At 72.6% G+C, this 22105-nt stretch carries 18 protein-coding genes; 10 read left to right on the top strand and 8 right to left on the bottom strand.

Translation table 11 applies throughout. The features are described from left to right. The coding region (locus tag LX15_RS23720; RefSeq protein WP_253671856.1) for an ABC transporter ATP-binding protein at nucleotides 1-599 on the bottom strand (599 nt) is incomplete at its 3' end. 100 nt (nucleotides 600-699) lie between these two features. Continuing rightward, nucleotides 700-1053 (bottom strand): DUF397 domain-containing protein, encoded by a 354-nt coding sequence (locus LX15_RS33235; protein WP_308213511.1) that lies wholly within the window; start codon nucleotides 1051-1053, stop codon nucleotides 700-702. 304 nt (nucleotides 1054-1357) lie between these two features. Here LX15_RS33235 and LX15_RS23730 point away from each other — a divergent pair, with 304 nt between their 5' ends. Next, on the top strand, nucleotides 1358-1912 hold the full coding sequence (locus LX15_RS23730; protein WP_253671857.1) for a GNAT family N-acetyltransferase: 555 nt from the start codon (nucleotides 1358-1360) through the stop codon (nucleotides 1910-1912). A 4-nt stretch (nucleotides 1913-1916) separates the two neighbouring features. Here the strand turns inward: LX15_RS23730 and LX15_RS23735 are convergent, their stop codons facing one another. Together LX15_RS23735 and LX15_RS23740 are read right to left on the bottom strand one after the other, a co-directional pair. After that, nucleotides 1917-2378, bottom strand: a complete 462-nt coding sequence (locus LX15_RS23735; protein WP_253671858.1) for a GNAT family N-acetyltransferase — start codon at nucleotides 2376-2378, stop codon at nucleotides 1917-1919. 93 nt (nucleotides 2379-2471) lie between these two features. Beyond that, on the bottom strand, nucleotides 2472-5846 hold the full coding sequence (locus LX15_RS23740; RefSeq protein WP_253671859.1) for a GH92 family glycosyl hydrolase: 3375 nt from the start codon (nucleotides 5844-5846) through the stop codon (nucleotides 2472-2474). A 353-nt stretch (nucleotides 5847-6199) separates the two neighbouring features. On the opposite strand from LX15_RS23740, the gene LX15_RS23745 reads away from it, so the two are divergent. The 6 genes from LX15_RS23745 to LX15_RS23770 all read left to right on the top strand — a co-directional run bounded on the left by LX15_RS23745 (nucleotide 6200) and on the right by LX15_RS23770 (nucleotide 11962). Beyond that, complete coding sequence (locus tag LX15_RS23745) at nucleotides 6200-7186, top strand: LacI family DNA-binding transcriptional regulator (protein ID WP_253671860.1); 987 nt, start codon at nucleotides 6200-6202, stop codon at nucleotides 7184-7186. Next, complete coding sequence (locus tag LX15_RS23750; protein ID WP_253671861.1) at nucleotides 7183-8199, top strand: class I mannose-6-phosphate isomerase; 1017 nt, start codon at nucleotides 7183-7185, stop codon at nucleotides 8197-8199. The genes LX15_RS23745 and LX15_RS23750 overlap by 4 nt, the downstream gene beginning before the upstream one ends. Then, nucleotides 8199-8960 (top strand): ATP-binding cassette domain-containing protein, encoded by a 762-nt coding sequence (locus tag LX15_RS23755; RefSeq protein WP_301305155.1) that lies wholly within the window; start codon nucleotides 8199-8201, stop codon nucleotides 8958-8960. The genes LX15_RS23750 and LX15_RS23755 overlap by 1 nt, the downstream gene beginning before the upstream one ends. Next, the gene (locus tag LX15_RS23760; RefSeq protein ID WP_253671862.1) at nucleotides 8957-10060 is read left to right on the top strand and encodes an ABC transporter permease; all 1104 of its coding nucleotides are present in this window, start codon (nucleotides 8957-8959) and stop codon (nucleotides 10058-10060) included. The genes LX15_RS23755 and LX15_RS23760 overlap by 4 nt, the downstream gene beginning before the upstream one ends. Before the next feature lie 95 nt (nucleotides 10061-10155). After that, complete coding sequence (locus tag LX15_RS23765) at nucleotides 10156-11139, top strand: ABC transporter substrate-binding protein (protein WP_253671863.1); 984 nt, start codon at nucleotides 10156-10158, stop codon at nucleotides 11137-11139. Nucleotides 11140-11575: 436 nt separating this feature from the next. Then, nucleotides 11576-11962 carry a VOC family protein gene (locus LX15_RS23770; protein ID WP_253671864.1) on the top strand — a complete coding sequence of 129 codons (387 nt, stop codon included), beginning with the start codon at nucleotides 11576-11578 and terminating at the stop codon, nucleotides 11960-11962. Between the two features lie 636 nt (nucleotides 11963-12598). Here the strand turns inward: LX15_RS23770 and meaB are convergent. Further along, nucleotides 12599-13570 carry a methylmalonyl Co-A mutase-associated GTPase MeaB gene (gene meaB, locus LX15_RS23775; RefSeq protein ID WP_253671865.1) on the bottom strand — a complete coding sequence of 324 codons (972 nt, stop codon included), beginning with the start codon at nucleotides 13568-13570 and terminating at the stop codon, nucleotides 12599-12601. Next, nucleotides 13570-14760 (bottom strand): acetyl-CoA C-acetyltransferase, encoded by a 1191-nt coding sequence (locus tag LX15_RS23780; RefSeq protein WP_253671866.1) that lies wholly within the window; start codon nucleotides 14758-14760, stop codon nucleotides 13570-13572. The genes meaB and LX15_RS23780 overlap by 1 nt, the downstream gene beginning before the upstream one ends. A gap of 197 nt (nucleotides 14761-14957) precedes the next feature. Here LX15_RS23780 and mce point away from each other — a divergent pair, with 197 nt between their 5' ends. After that, nucleotides 14958-15407, top strand: a complete 450-nt coding sequence (gene mce / locus LX15_RS23785) for a methylmalonyl-CoA epimerase (protein WP_253671867.1) — start codon at nucleotides 14958-14960, stop codon at nucleotides 15405-15407. A gap of 219 nt (nucleotides 15408-15626) precedes the next feature. On the opposite strand, the gene LX15_RS23790 is transcribed toward mce, so the two are convergent. Together LX15_RS23790 and LX15_RS23795 are read right to left on the bottom strand one after the other, a co-directional pair. Further along, nucleotides 15627-16304 (bottom strand): TetR/AcrR family transcriptional regulator, encoded by a 678-nt coding sequence (locus LX15_RS23790; protein WP_253671868.1) that lies wholly within the window; start codon nucleotides 16302-16304, stop codon nucleotides 15627-15629. Nucleotides 16305-16653: 349 nt separating this feature from the next. Then, on the bottom strand, nucleotides 16654-17031 hold the full coding sequence (locus tag LX15_RS23795) for an SPW repeat protein (protein ID WP_253671869.1): 378 nt from the start codon (nucleotides 17029-17031) through the stop codon (nucleotides 16654-16656). Nucleotides 17032-17450: 419 nt separating this feature from the next. Between LX15_RS23795 and ccrA the strand changes: the two genes are divergently transcribed. Both ccrA and LX15_RS33240 read left to right on the top strand, forming a co-directional pair. Beyond that, complete coding sequence (ccrA, locus tag LX15_RS23800; RefSeq protein WP_253671933.1) at nucleotides 17451-18758, top strand: crotonyl-CoA carboxylase/reductase; 1308 nt, start codon at nucleotides 17451-17453, stop codon at nucleotides 18756-18758. 321 nt (nucleotides 18759-19079) lie between these two features. Next, on the top strand, nucleotides 19080-21593 hold the full coding sequence (locus LX15_RS33240) for a coiled-coil domain-containing protein (protein WP_308213512.1): 2514 nt from the start codon (nucleotides 19080-19082) through the stop codon (nucleotides 21591-21593). Nucleotides 21594-22105 lie beyond the last annotated feature (512 nt).

Raw genomic sequence — 22105 nt, forward strand, 5'->3', positions numbered from 1 at the left:
GCCTCGTCCAGGTAGTGGGTCGTGTACACGATCGTCTTGCCGCGCTGCTGGATCACCCGCAGCACGTCCCACAGGTTGCGGCGCGACTGCGGGTCGAGCGCGGCCGTGGGCTCGTCGAGGAACACGATGTCCGGGTCGTGGGCCAACGCGCAGGCGATCGACAACCGCTGGCGCTGACCACCGGAGAGCTTGTCCTCCCGGGTGTCGGCCTTGTCGGCCAGCCCGACCACGTCGAGCATGTCGGCGGCGTCGCCGCGCGAGACGCCGTAGAGCGCGGCGAAGGTCTCCAACTGCTCCCGGGCGGTCAGCTTGTCGAAGAACGAGGACGCCTGGAGCTGCACCCCGATACGGGGCAACAGCCGGGGGTTACGCGGCCAGGGCTTCTCCCCGAGCAGCAGCACGCTGCCGGAGTCGGGCTCGCGCAGCCCCTCGACGATCTCCAGCGTGGTGGTCTTGCCGGCCCCGTTCGGGCCGAGGATGCCGAAGAACTCCCCCTCGGCGACGGTGAACGAGACCCCGTCCACCGCCTGGAGCTCCCCGTAACGCTTGCGCAGATCGGTCACCACGATGGTGCCGTCCGCTCCCCCATTCGACGACATGCGACGCACCGTAGTCGAATGGGGGAACGTAAATCCGCTGCTCAGGGGAAAATCAGGGTGAACCCTGAGTCCGTTTCCCCCGAAACGTCACCACACGTCGTTACCGGTCGCCGTCGTGCCCCGAAACGGTGTCCGCGCGCGCGTCGCCCGCACCGGCAGTGCCGTCACCGCCCTCACCGCCGCCGGCGGCGCCCGTCGGGTCGTTCTCGGTGTCCCAGTTCCACGGTTCGTCGAACTCGCCGTCCTTGGCCCCCTCGACGAAGGCGTCCCACTCGGCGTGGGTGAACACCAGCACCGGGCCGTCCGGGTCCTTGCCGTCCCGCATGACCACCACGTCCTCGACGAAGGCGATCTCCACTCCCGGCGTGCCGTCCTCGGTGGTCTCGATCCACTCCGCGTGGGTCAGGTCCGGCACCGGCTTGATCTGCGACGGGTCCGTCGGCTGGTCAGTCACGCCGTGACCTTATACCAGGAGTCACGAAGCAATCACTCTTCTCGACGGGAGAACGCGCCCGTCGACCACGAACGGGCAGGCCGCGCCCCGGGCGGCCGGAGCGGGCGCGACGACTTCCACCCGTCTGAGTGATTGGGGCGGACAGGGCCCCCGCCCTCGCCGCGCTGGCGCTGGCGCTGGTCAGCACGCGGCGCGGCGCGCGTCTCCCGCACCGACCGACGGTCGGCCCGTCCGCGCCGACCACGGCGGGGCCGCCGTCCACGTAGGATCGGACAGCGCCGAACCCTGGAAGGGGCTGTTACCCATGGCAACCGGCGTGCCGAAGCCGGTCCCGATGCGCCTGGACCACATCGCGGGCGTGCTGGAGCTGGGCCACCGCGTGTTCGACGTCTCGGCCATGCCCTACACCTCCTGGTCGCTGTCCAGCCTGGCCGTCCACCTCGACGCCCAGCCGGACGCGTGCTGGGTGGTGGAGGAGGGGGACCGCGTGGTCGCCTTCGTCCTCGGCTCGCTGTCCTACGACGAGCGGGAGGACTGGGGCTACCTGGAGTGGATCGCGGTGGACCCCGACCACCAGGGCCGAGGACTGGCCCGCGCGCTGCTGGAGGCGTGCTGCGAGGCGCTGTTCGCGGCCGGGGCGACCCGCGTCGTCACCGACGTCGAGCAGGGCAACGTCGCCTCCGCGCGGCTGATGCAGAACAACGGGTTCACCGACAGCGTCACGGTGACCCTGTTCGTCCGGCACGCGCCCGAGGCCAGGGCGGCCAGGGCGCCCCGCGCGGGCGGGCCGGCCAGGGACCCGGCCAAGGCCCGGCTCCAGGCCGCGACCCGCAAGACGACCGGCGCCAGGACCGGCTGACCGCTCAGCCGGCGCCGCCGGCGGCCGCCTCGGGCAGGCGCCTCGGCCGCTCCAGGTACTGGTCATTGGGCGGGGCGAACCCGAACTTCGCGTACAGGCCGTGCGCGTCGTTGGTGTGCAGCATCCACCGCAGGGTGGCGCCAGGCCCCTCGTCGACCATGGCGCGCACGAGCGCGACGCCCAACCCGTGTCCCCGGTGCTCCGGCAGCACGTACACGTCGGCGAGGTAGGCCACCGAGACGCCGTCCCCGGCGGCCCTGGCGAAGCCCACCATGCGGCCGGTCGCCCGTTCGTACACGCCGACGACCCGCCACGCCGCGTCGAGCTGTCGCTCCACGACGGCCCGGTCGCGCCACCGAGCCCAGTACGCCTGCTCGGACAGGAACGCCCACAGGGCGTCGCGGTCCACCCTCGCCGGATCGTCGTCCAGCTCGTAGTCCGGGGGAACGGTCGCGGGCTCGGTCATGCCCTCATGGTCACGGTCCCGCGTCGCCCGGGACAAGGGGTCGGGGACGACGCGGGACCGCTGCTCCCCAGGAAGGACCGGGGGACCGCCGGGTCAGGCGGTGGCGACGGAGAAGACGTGCAGGCTCCCGCCGCGAACGGACTTCGGCAGGGTCACGCTCCTGACCTGCTTGCCCTGCTGGAGCGCGATCGGCGCGGTGGCGAAGACGTAGACCTCCAACCGTTGGGAGTTGCCCCCGGTGGTGTTGCGGTACGGCATCTTCGCGGCGACCCGGTTGTCGAACGCGACGGGCTCACCTGTCCCCCCGAGGGCCCAGTCCGAGAAGCCGATGTCGACGTTCTGGGTGGTGCCGTCGGTGTAGGTGATGGTGAGCGTCCCGCTGGCCTTGCCGTCGGTGGCCGAGCCGAGCAGCGAGAGCCGTGTCGCCCCGGGGGCGGGCTGGACCAGCACCGTCTCGCCGTTCGACAGGACGTTGTCCGGCTCGCCCACGGCGACGGTGGGCCACCGGTGCGACACACCGTCCACAGTGACCGTCCCTCCTGGACGAATGCCCGCCGCCTCCAGCGCGTTGCGGGAGTAGCTGTACCCGAAACCGTCGTAGTTCGCGGATGCCTGCCGGTCGTCCGGGCTCGCCCCAACGTTGTTGTACGCCGAGCGCAGGCTCCCCGGCTCGGCGACCATCACCTGGAGCGAGGTGGCGGGCAGCGCCCGACCGTCCGCCGCGGTGAAGGACACCGGGATCCGTTGCGTCCCCTCGCCCGTGTTGGCCGCGACGGAGACGCCGACCTCCTGGGTCGCGCGCCCGCCGGCCGGCACGGTGATCTCCCCGGACGCAGGGTTCAGCGTGATGCCCTGCGGCGCGGTGGCGGTCCACCGGACCTTGGTCCCCCGGCCCGAGAAGTCCTGCGCGCCCACGGTGGCCTTGCCCGCGCCACCGGCCGGAACCACGACGCGGCCGGGTTCGACGTAGCCGCGTTGGCCGACCTCGCCCTCGCGGAACGACGGCGGCGCGTCCGCCGGTTCGCTGCCCCACCGGGGGTCGGCGGAGTTGGACAGGACGAAGTCGACCACGCCTCCCCGCTCCACAAAGGACTCCGGCAACCAGGTCCTGGTCGTCGGAGCGCCGTCGATCGAGAGACCGCTGACGTACGGCCTGTCCGCCGCCGCGCCCCGCGCCCGCACCACGATCCGCTGCCCGCCGGGCCGGGTGACCACGACCTCCTCGAACAACGGGCTGTTGAGGACCAGCTCCGCGCGGCCGGGGATGGCCGGGTACATGCCCATCGCGGCCCAGACGTACCAGGACGACATCTGACCGAGGTCGTCGTTGCCCATCAACCCGTTCGGGCCGGGGCCGAACAGCTCGTTGACGGCGCGGCGGGTCACCGCCTGCGCCTTGTAGGGCGCGCCCGCGTAGGCGTAGATCCACGGCGTGTGCATGATCGGCTCGTTGCCGAGGAACGCGTAGGGCTCCCTCGGCCCGGCGTTGAGCTTGGTGAAGAGGGTGTCGAGCCGCTTCACCACCTCCGCGTCCCCGCCGAGCGCGGTGATCAGACCCCGCACGTTGTGCGGCACCATCCACGTGTACTGGGCGGCGTTGCCCTCGACCCAGTTGCTCGGGCTGCCCGGGTCGAACGGCTCGGCGAACGATCCGTCGCGGTTGCGGGCCTGGAGGTGTCCGGTCGCCGGGTTGTACAGGTTCTGCCAGTACTGGGAGCGCTCGGAGAAGACCCGCCACGTCGCGGAGTCCCCGAGCCGGCGGGCCAGCTCGGCGATGGCGAAGTCCGCGGTGGTGTACTCCAACGTCGTCGCCGGCGGACCCCAGACGCCCTCCGCGCCGAGCGGCACGTAGCCCAGCTTCTGGTAGTCCTCCAGTCCGGGCCGCTCCCGGTAACCCTGCGTGGGCACGGTCGCGCCCCGCACCATGCTGCGCAACGCCGCCCTGGCGTCGAAGTCCTTCGCACCGAAGGCGTAGGCGCTGGTCACCATGACGTGGTAGGGATCGCCCACCATGACCCCGGTGTAGTCGTTGGCCACGGTCCAGCGGTCCCACGCCCCGCCCTGGTCGGCGAACGCGGCCAACGAGCGGATCATGTCCGACGTCTCGCGCGGCGCCAGCAGCGCGAGGAGCTGGATCTCCGAACGGTAGACGTCCCATCCGGAGAAGTTGCTGTAGGCGGCATGGCCCTTCTCGGCCCGGTGGATCCGCCCGTCGAATCCGGCGTACTGGCCGTCCACGTCGGAGAAGACGTTGGGCTGGAGCAGGGAGTGGTACAGCGCGGTGTAGAAGGTCGTGCGTTGCGCGTCGGTCCCGCCGCGCACGCGCACCTGGTTGAGGCGCTCGTTCCACGCCCCCCGCGCGGCGGCGTGCACGTCCTCGAAGCTCCGGTTGTCGTTCTCGGCGCGGAGGTTGCGCCTGGCTCCGTCGATGGACACGAACGAGATGGCCACCCTGGCCGTGACCGTCCGCTCCCGCGCGGTGTCGAAGGTGACGTACGCGCCGGTCCCCGGTCCGGAGACGGTGGTCTCCTGACGTCCCGAGGTCCCCGCGCCCGGCTGCGCCTCCTCGGCGCGGGCCTGCGCGGCGCGCGCGTTCTTCGGCGGCTGGCTCCGCTCCAGGTCGATCTTGGGTTCCGCGCCGCCCCGCTCGGTGGTGGCTCCCGGGGTGACCGCGCCGTTCTTCCAGGTCCCGACGGAGGCGAACGGCTGGTCGAAGGTGACGTGGAAGTACAGGCGGTACCGGTGGTTCACGCCGCAGAACCGGCCGCTGGTGACCCAGCCGCTCATCGAGTCCCTGCCGACGGTGACCTCGGCGTCGTCCGCGCCGGCGATCGAGCCGGAGACGTTGACGAGCAGGGTGGCCGGTCGTCCCTCGGGGTAGGTGAACCGGCCGACACCGGTGCGCTGGGTGGAGGTCAGCTCGACGTTGGCGCCGTTGTCCAGCGCCACGGAGTAGTAGCCGGCCGTGGCCTTCTCCCTGGCGTGGGAGAAGGTCGAGACGTACCGGCCGGGGTCGGTCGCGGGCGAGGTGGTCACCTCGCCGACGAACGGCATGATCGGGACGTCCTGGTAGGTGGAGCAGCCGGGGCCGGACAGGTGGGTGAGGCTGAATCCCCTGATCCGGTTGTCCGGGTAGTAGTAGCCGCCGTGCTGGTGGGTCACGGTGTCGGGGCTCCACTGGAGCAGTCCGAAGGGGACGGTGGGCCCGGGGAAGGTGTTGCCGGCGCCGCCGCCGGTCCCGTGGTCGGGGCCGCCCGGCTCGGTGCCGACGAACGGGTTCACCCAGCGGGCGAGGTCCTCCGGGGCGGCCGACGCGTCCTGTCCCCGCTGCGCCAGCGCCGGCGGGCTCGGGGCCAGGGCGGCCACGACGACGGCGGCCAGCGCGGCGCCGAGCGCGCCCGTGATCCGGTGACGGGTGGAGCGGGGGCGGTGGGCTCTGGGTCGCGGATGGGGTCTTGATCCGGTCATGCGCTGCCTCCCAGCGCGGCGCCGCGCTGCGCGGCTGGCGACGCCGCGCGGGGCCGCTTCCTGACAACCTTGTCGGGGGTTCACCGGTTGTGCACGTCACAGTGCGGAGGGTGGCGAGGAGGCGTCAAGTCCTGATCGGGCGAGATGCCCCGATTCCGCAGGGAGATCCCCCGTAAGCAGGAACGACACGTCGGGGATCGGTCGGAGATCACCCGAGCCGGGCATGAGATCACACTGACCGTGATCGAATGATGACCTGGACGGTGTTGACACCGGTCACAGTCGCGGGGTCGAATTCCGCCGCTATGACAACGTTGTCGGGAGCCGGCCCCCGCCAGGTGAAGCGAGCCACGATGAGCGACGTGGCGCGCCTCGCCGGCGTGAGCATCAAGACCGTCTCCCGCGTCGTCAACGACGAGCCCGGGGTGCACCCCGGCACCGCCGAGCGCGTGCTCGCGGCCATCGAGCAGCTCGGCTTCCGCCGCAACGTGGGCGCGCGCAACCTGCGCAGGGGCTCCTCCACCGGCACGGTGGGGCTGATCCTGGAGGACGTCGCCAACCCCTTCTACTCCCTGCTCACCAGGGCGGTGGAGGAGGTGGCGCGCCAGCACGGCCGGCTGGTGCTCACCGGGTCCTCCGACGAGGAGCCGGCCAGGGAACGCGACCTGGCGCTGGAGTTCTGCGCCCGCAGGGTGGACGGCCTGCTGATCGTCCCCGCCGGGTTGCAGCACGGCTACCTCGTGCCCGAGATGCGGGCCGGCACGCCCGTGGTGTTCCTCGACCGGCCCGCCGGGGACGTCGTCGCCGACACGGTGCTGGTCGACAACATCGGCGGCACGGCGGAGGCGGTGCGACACCTCGCCTCCTTCGGGCACCGCCGCGTCGCGTTCCTCGGCGACTCCCCCGGCATCTACACGGCGGTGGAACGGCTGCGCGGCTTCCGCGAGGGCTGCGCCAGGGCCGGCCTGCGGTACGACGACGACCTCGTCGTCATGGGGCCGCCCGACGAGCGCGGCGTCGCCGCCGCGCTGCGCCGCCTGCTCTCCGGCCCCGACCCGGCCACGGCCGTGGTGGCCGGCAACAACCGGATCACCGTCCACGCGGTGCGGGCCCTCGCCCACCGGCCCGACCGGCCCGCGTTGGTGGGCTTCGACGACTTCGAGCTGGCCGACCTGCTGGACCCCCCGGTGACCGTGGTGGCACACGACACCGCCGCCCTCGGTCGGGTGGCCGCCGAGCTGCTGTTCGGCCGGCTCGACGGTGACAGCTCACCGCCGCGCCGGGTCGTGCTCCCGGTCCGGCTGGTGGCCCGTGGTTCCGGAGAGGTGAGGCTTTCGTGAGACCCGTCCGGCTCGCCGCCAACCAGCCGCCGCGGTTCTACCGCGGCGGCGCGGCCATCGCCGACCTGCGTGACGCGCCGAGCGCCGTCGAGTTCGGCCCCGAGGACTGGGTGGCCTCCACCACCACCCTGTTCGGGATGCCCGAGGAGGGGCTGTCCCGGTTGCCCGACGGGCGGTGGCTGCGGGACGCGGTGCGCGCGGACCCCACGGCCTGGCTGGGCGAGGAGCACGTGGCGACCCACGCCGACGACCCCGCCCTGCTGGTGAAGCTGCTCGACGCCGGCCAGCGGCTGCCGGTGCACTGCCACCCGTCGGACGCCTTCGCCCGGGCCCACCTGGGCTGTCGGTTCGGCAAGACCGAGGCGTGGGTCGTCGTCGGCACGTCGGGGCCGGACCCGCTGGTGCACGTCGGGTTCCGCGAGGACGTGGACGCGGGCACGGTCCGCGCCTGGGTGTCCACACAGGACACGGCGGCGATGTTGGGCGCGCTGAACGCGGTGCGCGTGCGGCCCGGCGACACCGTCTTCGTGCCGGCCGGGTTGCCGCACGCGATCGGCGAGGGCGTGTTCATCGTGGAGCTCCAGCAGCCGACCGACCTCTCCGTGATGCTGGAGTGGCGGGGGTTCGCCGAGGACGAGAGCGCGGGACACCTGGGGCTGGGCTACGAGACGGCACTGGCCTGTGTGGACACCTCGGGTTGGTCGGCGGAACGGCTGGCCGGCCTGGTGCGCGGCACCGGCGACCGGCGAGCCCCGGCCGTGCCCCTGCTGCCGCCCGAGGCGGACGAGTTCTTCCGCGCGGACCGGCTGCACCCCGACCCGGTGGTGGAGCTGGAGCCGTCGTTCGCCGTGCTGGTCGTCCTGGAGGGCGCGGGCGTGCTGCGCGCCGACTCGGGGGACCTCGCGGTGCGCCGGGGAGACACGGTCGTGGTCCCGCACGGCGCGGGCGCGGCGCGGTTGGAAGGCGACGTGGTCGCGGTGCGGTGCCGGCCGCCGGCACCGGGGAGGAAGTGATGAGCGCGCTGCTGGAAGCACGCAACCTGGTCAAGCGCTACGGCTCGGTCGAGGCGCTGCGGGGCGCCTCGTTCGAGGTGCGGGCCGGCGAGGTGGTCGCGTTGATCGGCGACAACGGCGCCGGCAAGTCGACGCTGGTGAAGTGCCTGTCCGGGGCCGAGCGGCCGGACTCCGGCGAGATCCTGCTGGAGGGCCGGCCGGTGGTGCTGGACTCGCCGACCACGGCCCGCCAGCTCGGGATCGAGACGGTGTACCAGGACCTGGCGGTCGCGCCGGAGCTGGACCCCGCCGCGAACCTGTACCTGGGCAGGGAGCTGCGCAGGGGCGGGCTGCTCGGCCGGCTGGGCATGCTGGACAAGGCGGAGATGCGGCGCAGGGCCGCCGAGCACTTCCGGACGCTGGGCGTCCAGGTGCAGAGCCTGGACGTGCCGATCGGCGCGTTGTCCGGGGGGCAGCGGCAGGGTGTGGCGGTCGCGCGGGCGGTGGTCTGGGCCAACAAGGTCGTCTTCATGGACGAGCCGACCGCCGCGCTCGGCGTGGTGCAGCGGGAGCGCGTGCTCGACGTGATCCGGCGGGTCCGCGACACCGGGGTGGCCGTGGTGCTGATCAGCCACAACATGCCCGAGGTGCAGGCGGTGGCCGACCGGGTCGAGGTGCTGCGGCTGGGTCGCAGGGTGGCCCGGTTCACCGCGGCCGACGTCTCGCTGGAACAGCTCGTCGGGGCGATGACGGGCGCGCTGTCGCAGGAGGACGCGGCATGAGCGGCGACGCGGAGACGACGAACGGGACGGTCGTGACGGGCGAGACGGCGGGGACCGGCGCAGGGAATTCCACTGTGGACAACGAGGGCGGCGCGGGGCTGCCGCGCAGGACGGCGTGGCAGCGGCTGGTCGGCGCGAGCACGTTCTGGATCGGGCTGGTGCTGGTCGCGCTCTACGCCGTGTTCAGCGCGCTGAGCCCGAACTCCTTCCCCACGCTGTACAACTTCCAGACGTTGCTGATCGAGGCGGCCGTGCTGCTGGTGCTCTCGGTCGGCATGACGTTCGTGATCATCACGTCCGGGATCGACCTGTCGGTGGGGTCGGTGCTGGTGTTCGCCGGCGTGGCCGGCGCGATGACCATGGAGGCGGTCAGCCCCGGCGGCGACGCCACCCAGGCCGGCGTGGGCACCATCGCGCTCGGCCTGCTGCTGTCGCTGGTCAGCGGCGCGGCGTGGGGCCTGCTCAACGGCCTGCTCATCGCCAGGTTCAAGATCCCGCCCCTGATCGTCACCCTCGGCTCGTTCGGCGCGGCCCTCGGCGCGGCGCAGCTCCTGACCGGCGGCGTGGACGTGCGGACCGTGCCGGCGGCGCTGCGCGACTCGCTGGGGTTCGGCCAGACCTTCCAGGTGCCGCACATGGTGCTGGTCGCGGCGGTGGTGACGCTGTTCGGGGCGTGGCTGCTACACACCACCACGTTCGGCCGCTACACCTTCGCGATCGGCTCCAACGAGGAGGCGGCGCGCCGCGTCGGCATCTCGGTCACCCGGCACCTCGTGTTCGTGTACACGTTCGTGGGTCTGCTGGCCGGCCTCGCCGGGTTCATGTCGCTGGCCTACTTCGGCACGACCACGATCGCGGGGCACAGCACGGACAACCTGAACGCCATCGCCGCCACGGTCCTCGGCGGCACCAGCCTCTTCGGCGGTGTCGGCTCGGTGCTGGGCACGGTGATCGGCGTGTTCATCCCCGCGGTGTTGCAGAAGGGCTTCGTGATCGTGGGGGTGCAGCCGTTCTGGCAGCCCATCGCGGTGAGCGTGGTCCTGGTCGCCGCGGTGTGGTTCGACCAGAAGCGACGCCGCGCGCGGGACAGCGGCCGATGAGGCGGGGCGGCACGCGCGCCGCCGGCGGACGGCCGTGGTCGGCCTCGGCGCGCGGGCAGCGACCGGCGGGTACCCCACAAGGAGGAGGCAGAGGAATGGCAGGGGCGAAGGCGCTGCGGCTCGGCGTGGCGGTGCTCGCCGCGGTGACGCTGGCGGGCTGCGGTGGCGGCGGCACGATCGGCGGAGGAGGGGACTCCTCGGGACAGGCCAGCAAGAAGCTGGTGCTCATCCCCGGCGTGAAGGCCGAGCCGTTCTACATCTCCCTGCGCTGCGGCGCCGAGGAGGAGGCGAGGAAGCGCGGCTACGAGCTGTCCGAGCAGGCTCCTGACAAGTTCGAGGCCAGCCTCCAGACGCCGATCGTGACCGGCGTGCTGGCCACCAAGCCCGGCGGCGTGCTCATCGCGCCGACCGACGACAAGGCCATGGCCCGGCCGATGGCGGACCTGAAGAACGCGGGCATCAAGGTCGTCGAGGTGGACACCAAGGTGACCGACGCGTCCATCTCGGTCGCCAAGATCTCCTCCAACAACGAGCAGGGCGGCAGGAAGGCGGCCGAGACCCTGGCCAAGCTGGTCGGCGAGAAGGGGTCGGTGCTGGTGCTCAACACCAAGGCCGGGACCTCCACCACCGACATGCGGGCCAAGGGCTTCGAGGAGGAGATCAAGAAGTACCCGAACATCAAGTACCTCGGCCAGCAGTACACCGACAACGAGCCGGCCAAGGCCGCGCAGATCGTGTCGGCGACGCTGTCGGCCAACCCGGACCTGGCCGGGGTGTTCGCCACCAACCTCAACACCGGCGAGGGCGCCTCGACCGGGCTGCGCAACGCGGGCAAGACCGGCGCGGTGAAGCTGGTCGGCTTCGACGCCAGCCCCAAGCAGGTGGACGAGCTGCGCCGCGGCGGCGTGGACGCGTTGATCGCGCAGGACCCGGCGGGCATCGGCCGCAGGGGCGTCGAGCAGGCGGTCGCCGCGATCGAGGGCAAGCCGACCGAGGGCGACATCCAGACCGACCTCGTGGCCATCACCCGGGACGACATGGACCAGCAGTCGAAGTACTTCTACAAGACGAGCTGCTGACCCCTGACGCGCGCCGTGGGCCGGCTCCCGTGCGGGGAGCCGGCCCACGGCCGTCTCGCGGGCCATGTCCGCGCATGTCCATCCATCGCCGCACCGCCCTTCCCCCGTCGTCCGTCCGCTCCTGGTTTCGCCTGGCCGGCCCGTTCCTCCTGCTTCGGCCCGTTCCTGATGCGGTGCCGGGCCGTTCCTGATGCGGTGCCGGGCCGCTCCTGGTTCAGCTCTCGGCCCGTTTCTGGATGGCTGATCGGCCCATTCCTGGTTCGGCGCGGGAACCGGCCCTGGTGCGGTGCGCGGACCTGTCCTGGTGCGGACCGGGCAGCCCGTGCCGCCGACACCGCCGACGCGGAGTGGTGGGCGTCGGGAGGCAGGACGAGGTGGAACGGCCTAGCGTCGCTTCCTGTCACGTCCCGATGAGAGGCCGCCGAGAGGACCGACCATGCGGATCAAACTGGCCGAGATCTACGTCGACGACCAGGACCGGGCGCGGACCTTCTACACCGAGGTGCTCGGCTTCCAGGTCTCGGTGGACGCGTCGTACGGGGAGAACGCGCGGTGGCTGGCCGTGGTCTCACCGGAGGACCCCGACGGCACGCAGTTGCTGCTGAGCAGGGCCGACGGGCCGTCGCGGGCGTTCCAGCAGGCCGTGCGGGCGGCGGGCTCGCCGGCCACCGCGCTGACCACCGACGACTGCGAGGGCGACTACCACCGGCTGTCGCGGCGCGGGGTCGAGTTCACGATGCCACCGACGAGGATGGGCTACGGCGGCATCGACGCCATCTTCGACGACACCTGCGGCAACCTGATCTGCCTGCACCAGGACTGACCGCCCTGATCCCCCATCCACCCCAGCGCAGCCCCCACCCGCCCTGGGGGGCGAGCCCCGCTCCAGCCTACCGCCGCAGCACCCCGGGCACAGCGCCGCACCAGTCCTCTGTGGACAACTTCGGCGCCTGTGGACAACCCCGTCACCCAGCACGGCGACAGGGTTGACACCGCACGGAAAACAGGGTCAAACACCCTCATCGCCGGAGGCCGGAGAACAAGATCACCTGAGAACTACCCCCCACCCGCCCTGGGGGGCGAGCCCCGCTCCAGCCTATCGGCCGAACACGGGCCGCGACCAGCCCATCACGCCAGGCTGTGGATAACTCGGGGCCGCTCCACGACTTGTCCACAGATCAGCTCCATGCCCTTGACAGCAGGGGCCGCGACACCCGCCACGAAAGAGCATCAGGACCTCGCCGAGACAGGTGACGCACCCGCGAAGGACCAGCACCACCACTCGTGCCACGCCCCGGACCAGGGCGTCACAACCCCGGGGCACATCCCGACTCGGCATCAACCCAGCACTGATCCAACTCAGCGCCGAGGCCGCCCCCCAGGGCGACCCGGCGCTGACCCTCAGCGTCCGGAACCGTTCCGGAGCCGTTCCGGAGCCGTTCCGGAGCGGTTCGGGGCCTCAGCGTTGGTCGCGGAGCGTGGCGATCAGCTCGTCGGCCGCCCGGTAGGGGTCCAGCTCGCCGGCGACGACCCGCTTGGCCAACCCCTCCAGCGCCGCGCCGCCCAGCACGTCGCCCAGCTCGGTCCGCAGCCGCTCCACCGCGATCGCCTCGATCTCGGCCTCGGCCCGGCGGCGCCGACGCCGCTCCAGCTCGCCGTGCGCGACCATCCACCCGTGGTGCTCGTCGATCGCCGCGACCACCTCGTCGAGCCCCTCTGCCCTGGCCGCCACGGTCTTGACGATCGGCGGCCGCCAGATCGCGCCCTCCCGCTCCCTGCGCCCCAGCGAGATCATGTACTTCAGGTCGCGCACGGTCTGGTCGGCGCCGTCCCGGTCGGCCTTGTTGACCACGAAGACGTCGGCGACCTCCAGGATGCCGGCCTTGGCCGCCTGGATGCCGTCGCCCATGCCGGGGGCGAGCAGCACCAGCGTGGTGTCGGCCAGCGAGACCACCTCGACCTCGGACTGCCCGACGCCGACGGTCTCCACCAGCACCACGTCGCAGCCGGCGGCGTCGAGCACGCGCAGCGCCTGCGGGGTCGCCCACGCCAGGCCACCCAGGTGCCCCCTGGTGGCCATCGACCGGATGAACACCCCGGGGTCGGTGGCGTGCTCCTGCATCCGCACGCGGTCGCCGAGCAGCGCGCCGCCGGAGAACGGCGAGGACGGGTCGACGGCGAGCACGCCGACCCGCTTGCCCTGCCGCCGGTAGGCGGACACCAACGCCGAGGTCGACGTCGACTTCCCGACGCCGGGCGAGCCGGTCAGCCCGATGACCCTGGCCCGCCCCGTGTGCGGGGCCAGCGCCTCGGCGACCTCACGGAGCTGCGGACTGGCGTCCTCCACCAGGGAGATCAGCCGCGCGAGCGCGCGCGGCTGCCCCTCCCTGGCCCGGGAGACGAGGTCCGCGACGTCGACCGTGCGCGCCATCAGCCCTGCTTCGGCACCCGGATGATCAGCGCGTCGCCCTGACCACCGCCACCACACAACGCGGCCGCGCCCACGCCGCCGCCGCGCCGCCGCAGCTCCAGCGCGAGGTGCAGCGCCAGCCGGGCGCCGGACATGCCGATCGGGTGGCCCAGCGCGATCGCGCCGCCGTTGACGTTGACCTTCTCCTCGTCGACGCCGAGCTGCCGGGCGGAGACGAGGCCCACGGCCGCGAACGCCTCGTTGATCTCGACGAGGTCGAGGTCGGCCGGGTCGATCCCCTCCTTGGCGCAGGCCGCCCTGATCGCGTTCGACGGCTGCTCGTGCAGGCTGGCGTCCGGGCCGGCGACCACGCCGTGGGCGCCGATCTCGGCGATCCAGTCCAGGCCCAGCTCCTCGGCCTTGGCGCGGCTCATCACGACCACGGCGGCGGCCCCGTCGGAGATCTGCGACGCCGAGCCGGCGGTGATGGTGCCGTCGGCGGCGAAGGCCGGCCGCAGCTTCGCCAGACCCTCCACGGTGGTGTCCGCGCGCACGCCCTCGTCGGTGTCGAACACGACCGGGTCACCCTTGCGCTGCGGGATCTCCACCGGGGCGATCTCCTCGGCGAACACGCCGTTGGCCTGCGCGGCGGCCGCCCGCTGGTGCGACCGCGCGGCGAAGGCGTCCTGCTCCTCGCGCGTCAGGCCGTAGCGGGAGTTGTACTTCTCGGTCGACGCGCCCATGGCGACCTGGTCGAAGGCGCAGAAGAGGCCGTCGTAGGCCATGTGGTCGACCAGTTGCGTGTCGCCGTACTTGAAGCCGGAACGGGACTTGGGCAGCAGGTGCGGCGCCTGGGTCATCGACTCCTGGCCGCCGGCCACGACGACGTCGAACTCGCCGGCGCGGATGAGCTGGTCGGCCAGGGCGATGGCGTCGAGGCCGGACAGGCACACCTTGTTGATGGTCAGCGCGGGCACGGTCATCGGGATGCCGGCGGCCGAGGCGGCCTGCCTGGCGGGGATCTGGCCGGTTCCCGCCGTGAGCACCTGTCCCATGATCACGTACTGCACCTGGTCGGGGGCGACGCCCGCCCGCTCCAGCGCGGCCCTGATCGCGACCCCGCCGAGCTGGGCGGCGGAGAAGTCCTTCAGCGACCCCAGCAGTCGCCCCATCGGGGTGCGTGCCCCCGCGACGATGACGGAACCGGTCACGGTTGCCTCCAGTGCTCCAGCGGGACACCCGCACCCGGCCGGCGCCCGCGCGTGGTGGGCCGACCAGTGTCGCCCACGGCCGCCTCCGGTAGCGGTGCTAGCGGTTGTTAACTGCGGACCATACCCGTGATCTCCCGACCCGCTCCGTGTGAGGAGTCGCACACGGAGCGGAGCGGGGGACGACCTACCCTCCCAGCATGCCTGACCTGCTGAAGCCCTTCGTGACGGCGGTCGACCACGTCGGCGTCGCCGTGCCGGACCTGGACGCGGCCATCGCGTTCTACCGCGACACCTTCGGCTTGGAGGTGGCGCACACCGAGACCAACGAGGAGCAGGGTGTCCGGGAGGCGATGCTGCACGCGCCCGGCGACCGGGACGGCACCGCGATCCAGCTTCTCGCACCGCTCTCGCCGGAGTCGACGATCGCGAAGTTCCTCGACCGCAACGGCCCCGGCCTCCAGCAGCTCGCCTACCGGGTGAGCGACATCGACGCGGCGTGCGCGGCGCTGCGGGAGAAGGGCCTGCGGGTGCTCTACGACGAGCCGAGGCGGGGCACGGCCAACAGCCGGGTCAACTTCGTGCACCCGAAGGACGCCGGCGGCGTGCTCGTGGAACTCGTCGAACCGGCCGCCGACGGGAGCCACTGAAGAAGTATTCGCGGTCACCTCCGCGGACCAGGCCGACCAGGATGGATCGGCACGCGCCCGCGTCGGCCAGCGCCGACCGGCGCCCACCACCGCCCGGACCGGCCGGCGCCGCACGGCACTGTGTCGCCACTGGTCGTCGCCACTGGTCGGCCCTGACCCGCGGCGTTCGCGGCCCGCACGACCGGCGTCGTCCGTGATCCGCACGGCCGGCGTCGTCCGTCAGCGCGCGGCAGACCCGGGCGCCGGCGAGCCGGAGCCTCCCCGAGGCGCGGCGGACCCGGTGACGGGTGGCCGGGGGCAGCCCGCGCCGAGCGTGAGCGCGTCCGCCAGGAAGCTCAGCTCCCGCTCCAGGGGACGGACGCGCTCTCCGCGCCGGGCGAGCGTGTGCCGGTAGCTGACGGCGGCCGCGAGCAGACCGGCCGCCGAGTCGACGTCGGCGCGGCGCGCGGTGGGCGGTCGCGCGGCGGTGATCACGCCTCGCACCTGCTCGACGATCCTGGCGAACCGGCGGCGCAACGCCTCGCGCACGGCCTCGTGCCGGTCGGCCTCGCGCCACAACAGCCGCGACAGGGCCCAGGAGGCGCCGAGCCGGGCGTCCAGCGCGGCGACCAGTCGTCGCAGGCTCTCCGCCACGTCCCCGGGGACGACCACCCTCCGGTGGTCCACCAGTTCCTCGGGCAGGCGTTGCACGAGGGCGGCGAGCAGGTCCGGCTTGTGGCGGAAGTAGTAGTGCACGAGGCCCTTGGGCACGCCGGCGCGTTCGGCGATCCGCGAGGTCGGGGTGGCGTCGAAGCCGACCTCGGTGAAGAGTTCGCCCGCGGCGCGGAGGATGCGGTCCCTCGCCGACGCCGCGCCACCGCCCGCGTCCTCAACGCCACCGGCTCCGAGACCGCCCACCGTGGCTCCGGGACCGGGACCGGGACCGCCGGCCGCGCCGGGGCACGACTCACCGACCGGGCTCCCCCGCGGGGCGTCCGCTGTGCCTTCTCGTGCGGTGCCTTGCTGTGGGGTGTCCACCGCGAGGTTCCGCGGGGCACCTGGTTGCGGGGCGCCCACCCCCCGGTCCTGTGGGACACCCACCCCCGAGGTCATGGCGTCGACCCCTCACGTCGGGCCCGGCGGCCGTCAGCGCGGGCGGTCCGCACGACACGCCCACGTCGACGGCCACGCGGTTCGGCCGTCACGGGCGAGCACGGATGCCGTGACGAGGGCACCCGTGCCCCCGTCGCCCGAGCAGCGGTCAGCGTCAGTGCTGCCCGGCGACGCCGCGGTGCGCGGCGTTGGCCGCGGGAACGGCCGCGAGGCCGACCGCCACGGCGAGCACGCCCACGATCCACGACGTCCAGGACGCCTGGGTGTAGTCGCTGTACCGCATCACCCACGGCGCCAGGAACAACAGGACCCCGAGCACGACGTGCGAGTACTCGCTGACCACCGAGCCCGGCGCGGCCAGGGACCACAGCCCCGTCACCGCCAGCAGCGCGCCAAAGACGATCATGGTCCACATGGCGCTGGTGTTGGTGTCGGTCCACAGCGGCGCCAGGAGCGTGTAGACCCCCAGCACCACGGACGCCCAGTCCTGCCAGCGGCTCCACGGCTTGGTCGTGCCAACCGGTCTGGTCATCCCAACCACCTCCGCGTCCGAAGAGGACTCGGTGGGCTCCGGCGGACCAGCCAGGCCCACCACGCCCAGCGTGCGCTTTGGCCGGCCGGCCGGTCAAGGGGTTGTCGTCGCAGGTAGAAGCGGGAATTCGGGCTCTGGCCCCGCCCGCTCCCCCGCCGCGGCCGCGGCCGCCGACCACTCCTCGGGAGCGCGGCCGCCGCGCCGACGCGGCGGCTGCTCTGCCAACGATCGGGGGATAACGACGTGGAGTGGCTCACACCACGCTCCCCTGGATCGTTACTCGTCGGTAACCTCCGCCCAACCTGCGCCGACGCTCCGCTCTCCGGCGCGATCCCTCGGTGCTCACCCTCGGCGTTCCGCAAGCCGAACAGCCCTGGAACAGGGAGGTACCTGCCGTGCAGAAGATCCTCGACGCGATCATGGCCGACGAGCTGGACGCACTCGCCTCGATCCCGGTCCCGGAGTCCTACCGCGGCGTCACCGTGCACGCCGACGAGGTGGACATGTTCGAGGGCGTCCCGCACAAGGAGAAGGACCCTCGCCGCTCGCTGCACCTCGACGAGGTGCGGACCCCCGAGCTGGGGCCCGGTGAGGCGCTCGTGGCGGTCATGGCCAGCGCGATCAACTACAACACGGTGTGGACCTCGATCTTCGAGCCCGTCCCGACCTTCGGCTTCCTCCGCCGCTACGGCAGGACCTCGCCGCTGGCCGCCCGGCACGACCAGCCGTTCCACGTCGTCGGCTCCGACCTCGCCGGCGTCGTGCTGCGCACCGGGCCCGGCGTGAACAACTGGAAGCCGGGCGACGAGGTGGTCGCGCACTGCCTGAGCGTCGAGCTGGAGCACCCCGACGGGCACGGCGACACCATGATGGACCCCGAGCAGCGCATCTGGGGCTTCGAGACCAACTACGGCGGCCTCGCCGAGATCGCTCTGGTGAAGACCAACCAGCTCATGCCGAAGCCGGCGCACCTGTCCTGGGAGGAGGCCGCCGCCCCCGGCCTGGTCAACTCCACCGCCTACCGGCAGCTCGTGTCGGCCAACGGCGCGGCGATGAAGCAGGGCGACGTCGTGTTGATCTGGGGCGCCTCCGGCGGCCTCGGCTCCTACGCCACGCAGTTCGCGCTCAACGGCGGCGCCATCCCGGTCTGCGTGGTGTCCAGCAAGGAGAAGGCCGAGATCTGCCGACGGATGGGAGCCGAGCTGATCATCGACCGCGCGGCCGAGGGCTACCGCTTCTGGAAGGACGAGCACACCCAGGACCCCGGGGAGTGGAAGCGGTTCGGCGCCAGGATCCGCGAGCTGACCGGCGGCGAGGACCCGGACATCGTCTTCGAGCACCCCGGCAAGGAGACCTTCGGCGCCAGCGTCTACGTCGCGCGGAAGGGCGGCACGATCGTCACCTGCGCGTCCACCTCCGGCTACATGCACCAGTACGACAACCGGTACCTGTGGATGAGCCTGAAGCGGATCATCGGCTCGCACTTCGCCAACTACCGCGAGGCGTACCAGGCGAACCGCCTGATCGCCAAGGGAAAGATCCACCCCACACTGTCCAAGGTGTACCCGTTGGCCGAGACCGGGCAGGCGGCGCTGGACGTGCATCACAACAGCCACCAGGGCAAGGTGGGCGTGCTGTGTCTGGCTCCCGAGGAGGGGTTGGGCGTGCGCGACCACGAGCTGCGGGCCAGGCACCTGGACGCGATCAACCGGTTCCGCGGCGTGTGACGGCGACGGACAGGGGCTGACGGCATCGGACGGCCCGACCTCGTTGCCCGGGTCGTCTGGGTTGTCCGCGCGGAACGCCGTTGTCCGTGGCTGACGGCGACGGACAGCGACTGACGGCGTCCGCCGCGCCGCCCGGAGATCTGACGGGTCCTGGGTTCGGTCACCGCCGGCTGACGTCCCCGTCGCGCCCGCCCGACCGGATTCCCCTCCGAGAGTGGCCTCCGCGTTTCACCCGGCGCGGAGGCCACTCTTGCGTTACCAATGCCGTGTCACCCGCGGTGCGTCACCAATCACCCACCACTCCCAGGTAGCGTGAGGAATATGGGCCTTGCCGACGACCGTGACCTGGTCCCGCTCGGGGTTGGATTCGACATCGCCCGGCGCGGGTACGACCGCGCGCAGGTGGACGAACACCTCGAACGCCTCGACGCCGACCTGCGCATCCTGGCGGCGGACCGCGACGCCGCGGTCTCCCAGGCGGCGGATCTCGCGCGGCAGTTGGAGGTGGCCCGCACCGAGATCGAGAGCCTGCGCGGCCAGGTGGAGCGGCTGGCCCAGCCGCCCACCACGGTCGAGGGGATGAGCGAGCGGCTCCAGCGCATGCTGCGGCTGGCCCAGGACGAGGCCGCCGAGATCAAGTCCAGGGCGCAGGCCGAGGCCTCGCACATCAGGGCCAAGGCGGAGCAGGAGGGCGCCGAGCTGCGCGCCCGCTACGAGAAGCTCATCGCCGACATGGACGCCCGGCGCACCGAGATGGAGGCCGAGCACCGCGGCGTCCTGGAGCGGGCCAGGGCCGAGGCGGAGCGCATCACCCGCGAGGCCAGCCAGCGCCAGCAGCACCTGGAGGCGGAGGCCGCGGCCCGCCGCAAGCAGGTGGAGGAGGACTTCGAGATCGCGATGGCCGGCCGCAGGGCCGAGGCCATGCGGTCGCTGGCCGAGCAGGAGGCCGCGAGCAAGGCCGAGGCGGAGCGCCGGGTGCGGGAGGCCACCGAGGAGGCCAACCGGCGCGTCGAGGAGGCCACCCGCCGCCTCCGGGAGGCCACCGAGGAGGCCAACCGCAGGGTGGCCGAGGCGACCCAGCAGGCCAACCAGAAGCTCCAGGAGGCGACGGCCGAGGCCAACCGCAGGGTGGAGCAGGCGGGCCAGCGCCTCCAGCAGGCCACGGCCGAGGCCAACCGCAGGGTCGCGGAGGCGACCCAGCAGGCCAACCAGAAGCTCCAGGACGCCACGCAGCAGTCGAACCAGAAGCTCCAGGACGCCACGAACGAGGCCAACCGCAGGGTGCGGGAGGCCACCGACGAGGCCAACCGGCGCGTCCGCGAGGCGACCGAGGAGGCCAACCGCAGGGTGCGGCTCGCGACGGACGAGGCGACCAGGCGGGTCGCGGAGGCCACGCGGCGCGTCTCCGAGCTGCGGGAGCTGCGGGGCAGGATCCTCGACCAGCTCCTCGGCACGCAGAGCCACCTGCGGGCGATGCAGACCGAGATGCAGAACCTCCAGGGCGAGATGCAGACGCTGCACGGCCTGGTCAACGAGGCCGCGCCGAAGCTCGCCCCGGACGCCGACGAGGAGGACGTGCTCGCCGGCCGGACCAAGGTCGACGAGGAGTCCCCGAAGGCCGAGGACGGGACCGCCGCCGTGGCGGAGGAGAGCGGCGACGCGGCGGACGCGAAGGGCGACGGCGAGGCCGGCGACAAGAAGGCCGCGACGAAGGGCGAGGCTCCCGACGCGGCCGACGAGGCTGGCGACGCCGACGGGGCCGACAAGCCTGAGAAGGCGGAGAAGGCTACGGACAAGGCCACGTCCACCGACGCCAAGGGCGGGGACGACAAGGCGGCGTCGGCCGGCGGCACCAGCGCCGCCGGCAAGCCAGGTGCCGAGGCTGGGAAGGCCAACGGGCCGGAGCAGGGCGGCGCCAAGTCGGACGACAGGGACGGCGAGGCCGGCGTCAAGGGCGGCGCCAAGGTCGGCGACAAGGGCCCGGACGCCGGCAAGGCGGTCGGGAAGACCGAGGACGGGGCGACGGCGGCCAAGCCGGCCGATCCGACGTCGGCCGCCGCGAAGCCCACCGATCCCAAGTCGACCGATCCCAAGTCGGCCGATCCGAAGTCGGCCGATCCGAAGTCGACCGATCCCAAGTCGACCGATCCCAAGTCGGCCGATCCGAAGTCGGCCGATCCGAAGTCGACCGACTCGAAGCCGACCGGTCCGAAGTCGACTGATCCCACGTCGCCCGGCCCCCAGGCGGACACGCCGAAGTCGGGGCAGCCCGCCACGGCCGCTCCCGCCGAGGCGGCGAAGAAGAACCAGGGCCAGCAGCCCGCTCCGGCGGCTCCGGCCGCTCCGGCGGCTCCGGCCGGTCCGGCCGGCTCCGGCAGGCAGCCGGGCGGGGACAACGCCGGCAAGCAGGCCGAGGCCGGGGCGGAGAAGACGGAGAAGGTCGACGCCGCCAAGGCGGACGCCGCGACCAGGAACATCGACGGCCCGACCAAGAAGCTGCCCAAGCCGACGCTGGAGCAGTTGGACCCGCCGACCAAGCGGATCCAGCTCCCGACGCCGCCGCCCGGCCCGCAGCCGGCGCAGCGCGTGACGCCGCCCCCGGTCCGGCCCGGCGGCCCGAACAACCAGCCGCCGCGCCCCCCGGTGCCCGGACCGCCCCCGGGGCACCAGCCCCCGGGGCACCCGCAGGCGGGACCTGGTCACCAGGGTCAGCAGCCCCCGCAGGGCCAGCAGCCGCCGCGGAACAACAACCCGCAGCAACAGCAACAGCAACAGCCCAACCCCCAGCGGGGCGGCAAGCCCGCTCCCCCTGGGCGGGCCAGGACCAAGCGCTGACACGCGGCGCACCCGGATGACCGGACGGCCCCGCATCCAGTCCACTGAGGACGGATGCGGGGCCGTTCGGCGTTCTCGCCGCCAGGAATGCCCTCTCGCTTCCGAGAATCCGCGCGAGAACCGGGACCTCCTGCTGTCGGGATGGCGCGCCGCCCTGCTCTCTGGTTGAGAAGGCCAGGGGTGCGCACACCTGGACAGGGGTTCGGGGAGTCTGAGATCGCTCAGGTCGAGGCGGCGAACGACGACGTGTGCCCGGTGGTGCTCCCTGCGCTCACCGGGACTGAGAAGTAAAGAAGCCGGGATGGTGCCCGCTGGCGTCGACCGCTTCTCCGGTGGGAGGGGCGAGGTGTCGACGTGGGGCGCACGAACCAGCACGAACCGACAGGAAGGGCACAATTTCGCCCCGAGTGGCAGCAAATTCAGCCACTCTGCCCGCAAATCCGCCCAAAACAGCGTTACTAGGGGGACCCCCTGTTTTAAGAGTTGCAGGTGGGTCTGACAGTTTGTGTGGG

Origin of the sequence: Streptoalloteichus tenebrarius, assembly GCF_024171885.1 — a bacterium.
Lineage (GTDB): Bacteria > Actinomycetota > Actinomycetes > Mycobacteriales > Pseudonocardiaceae > Streptoalloteichus > Streptoalloteichus tenebrarius.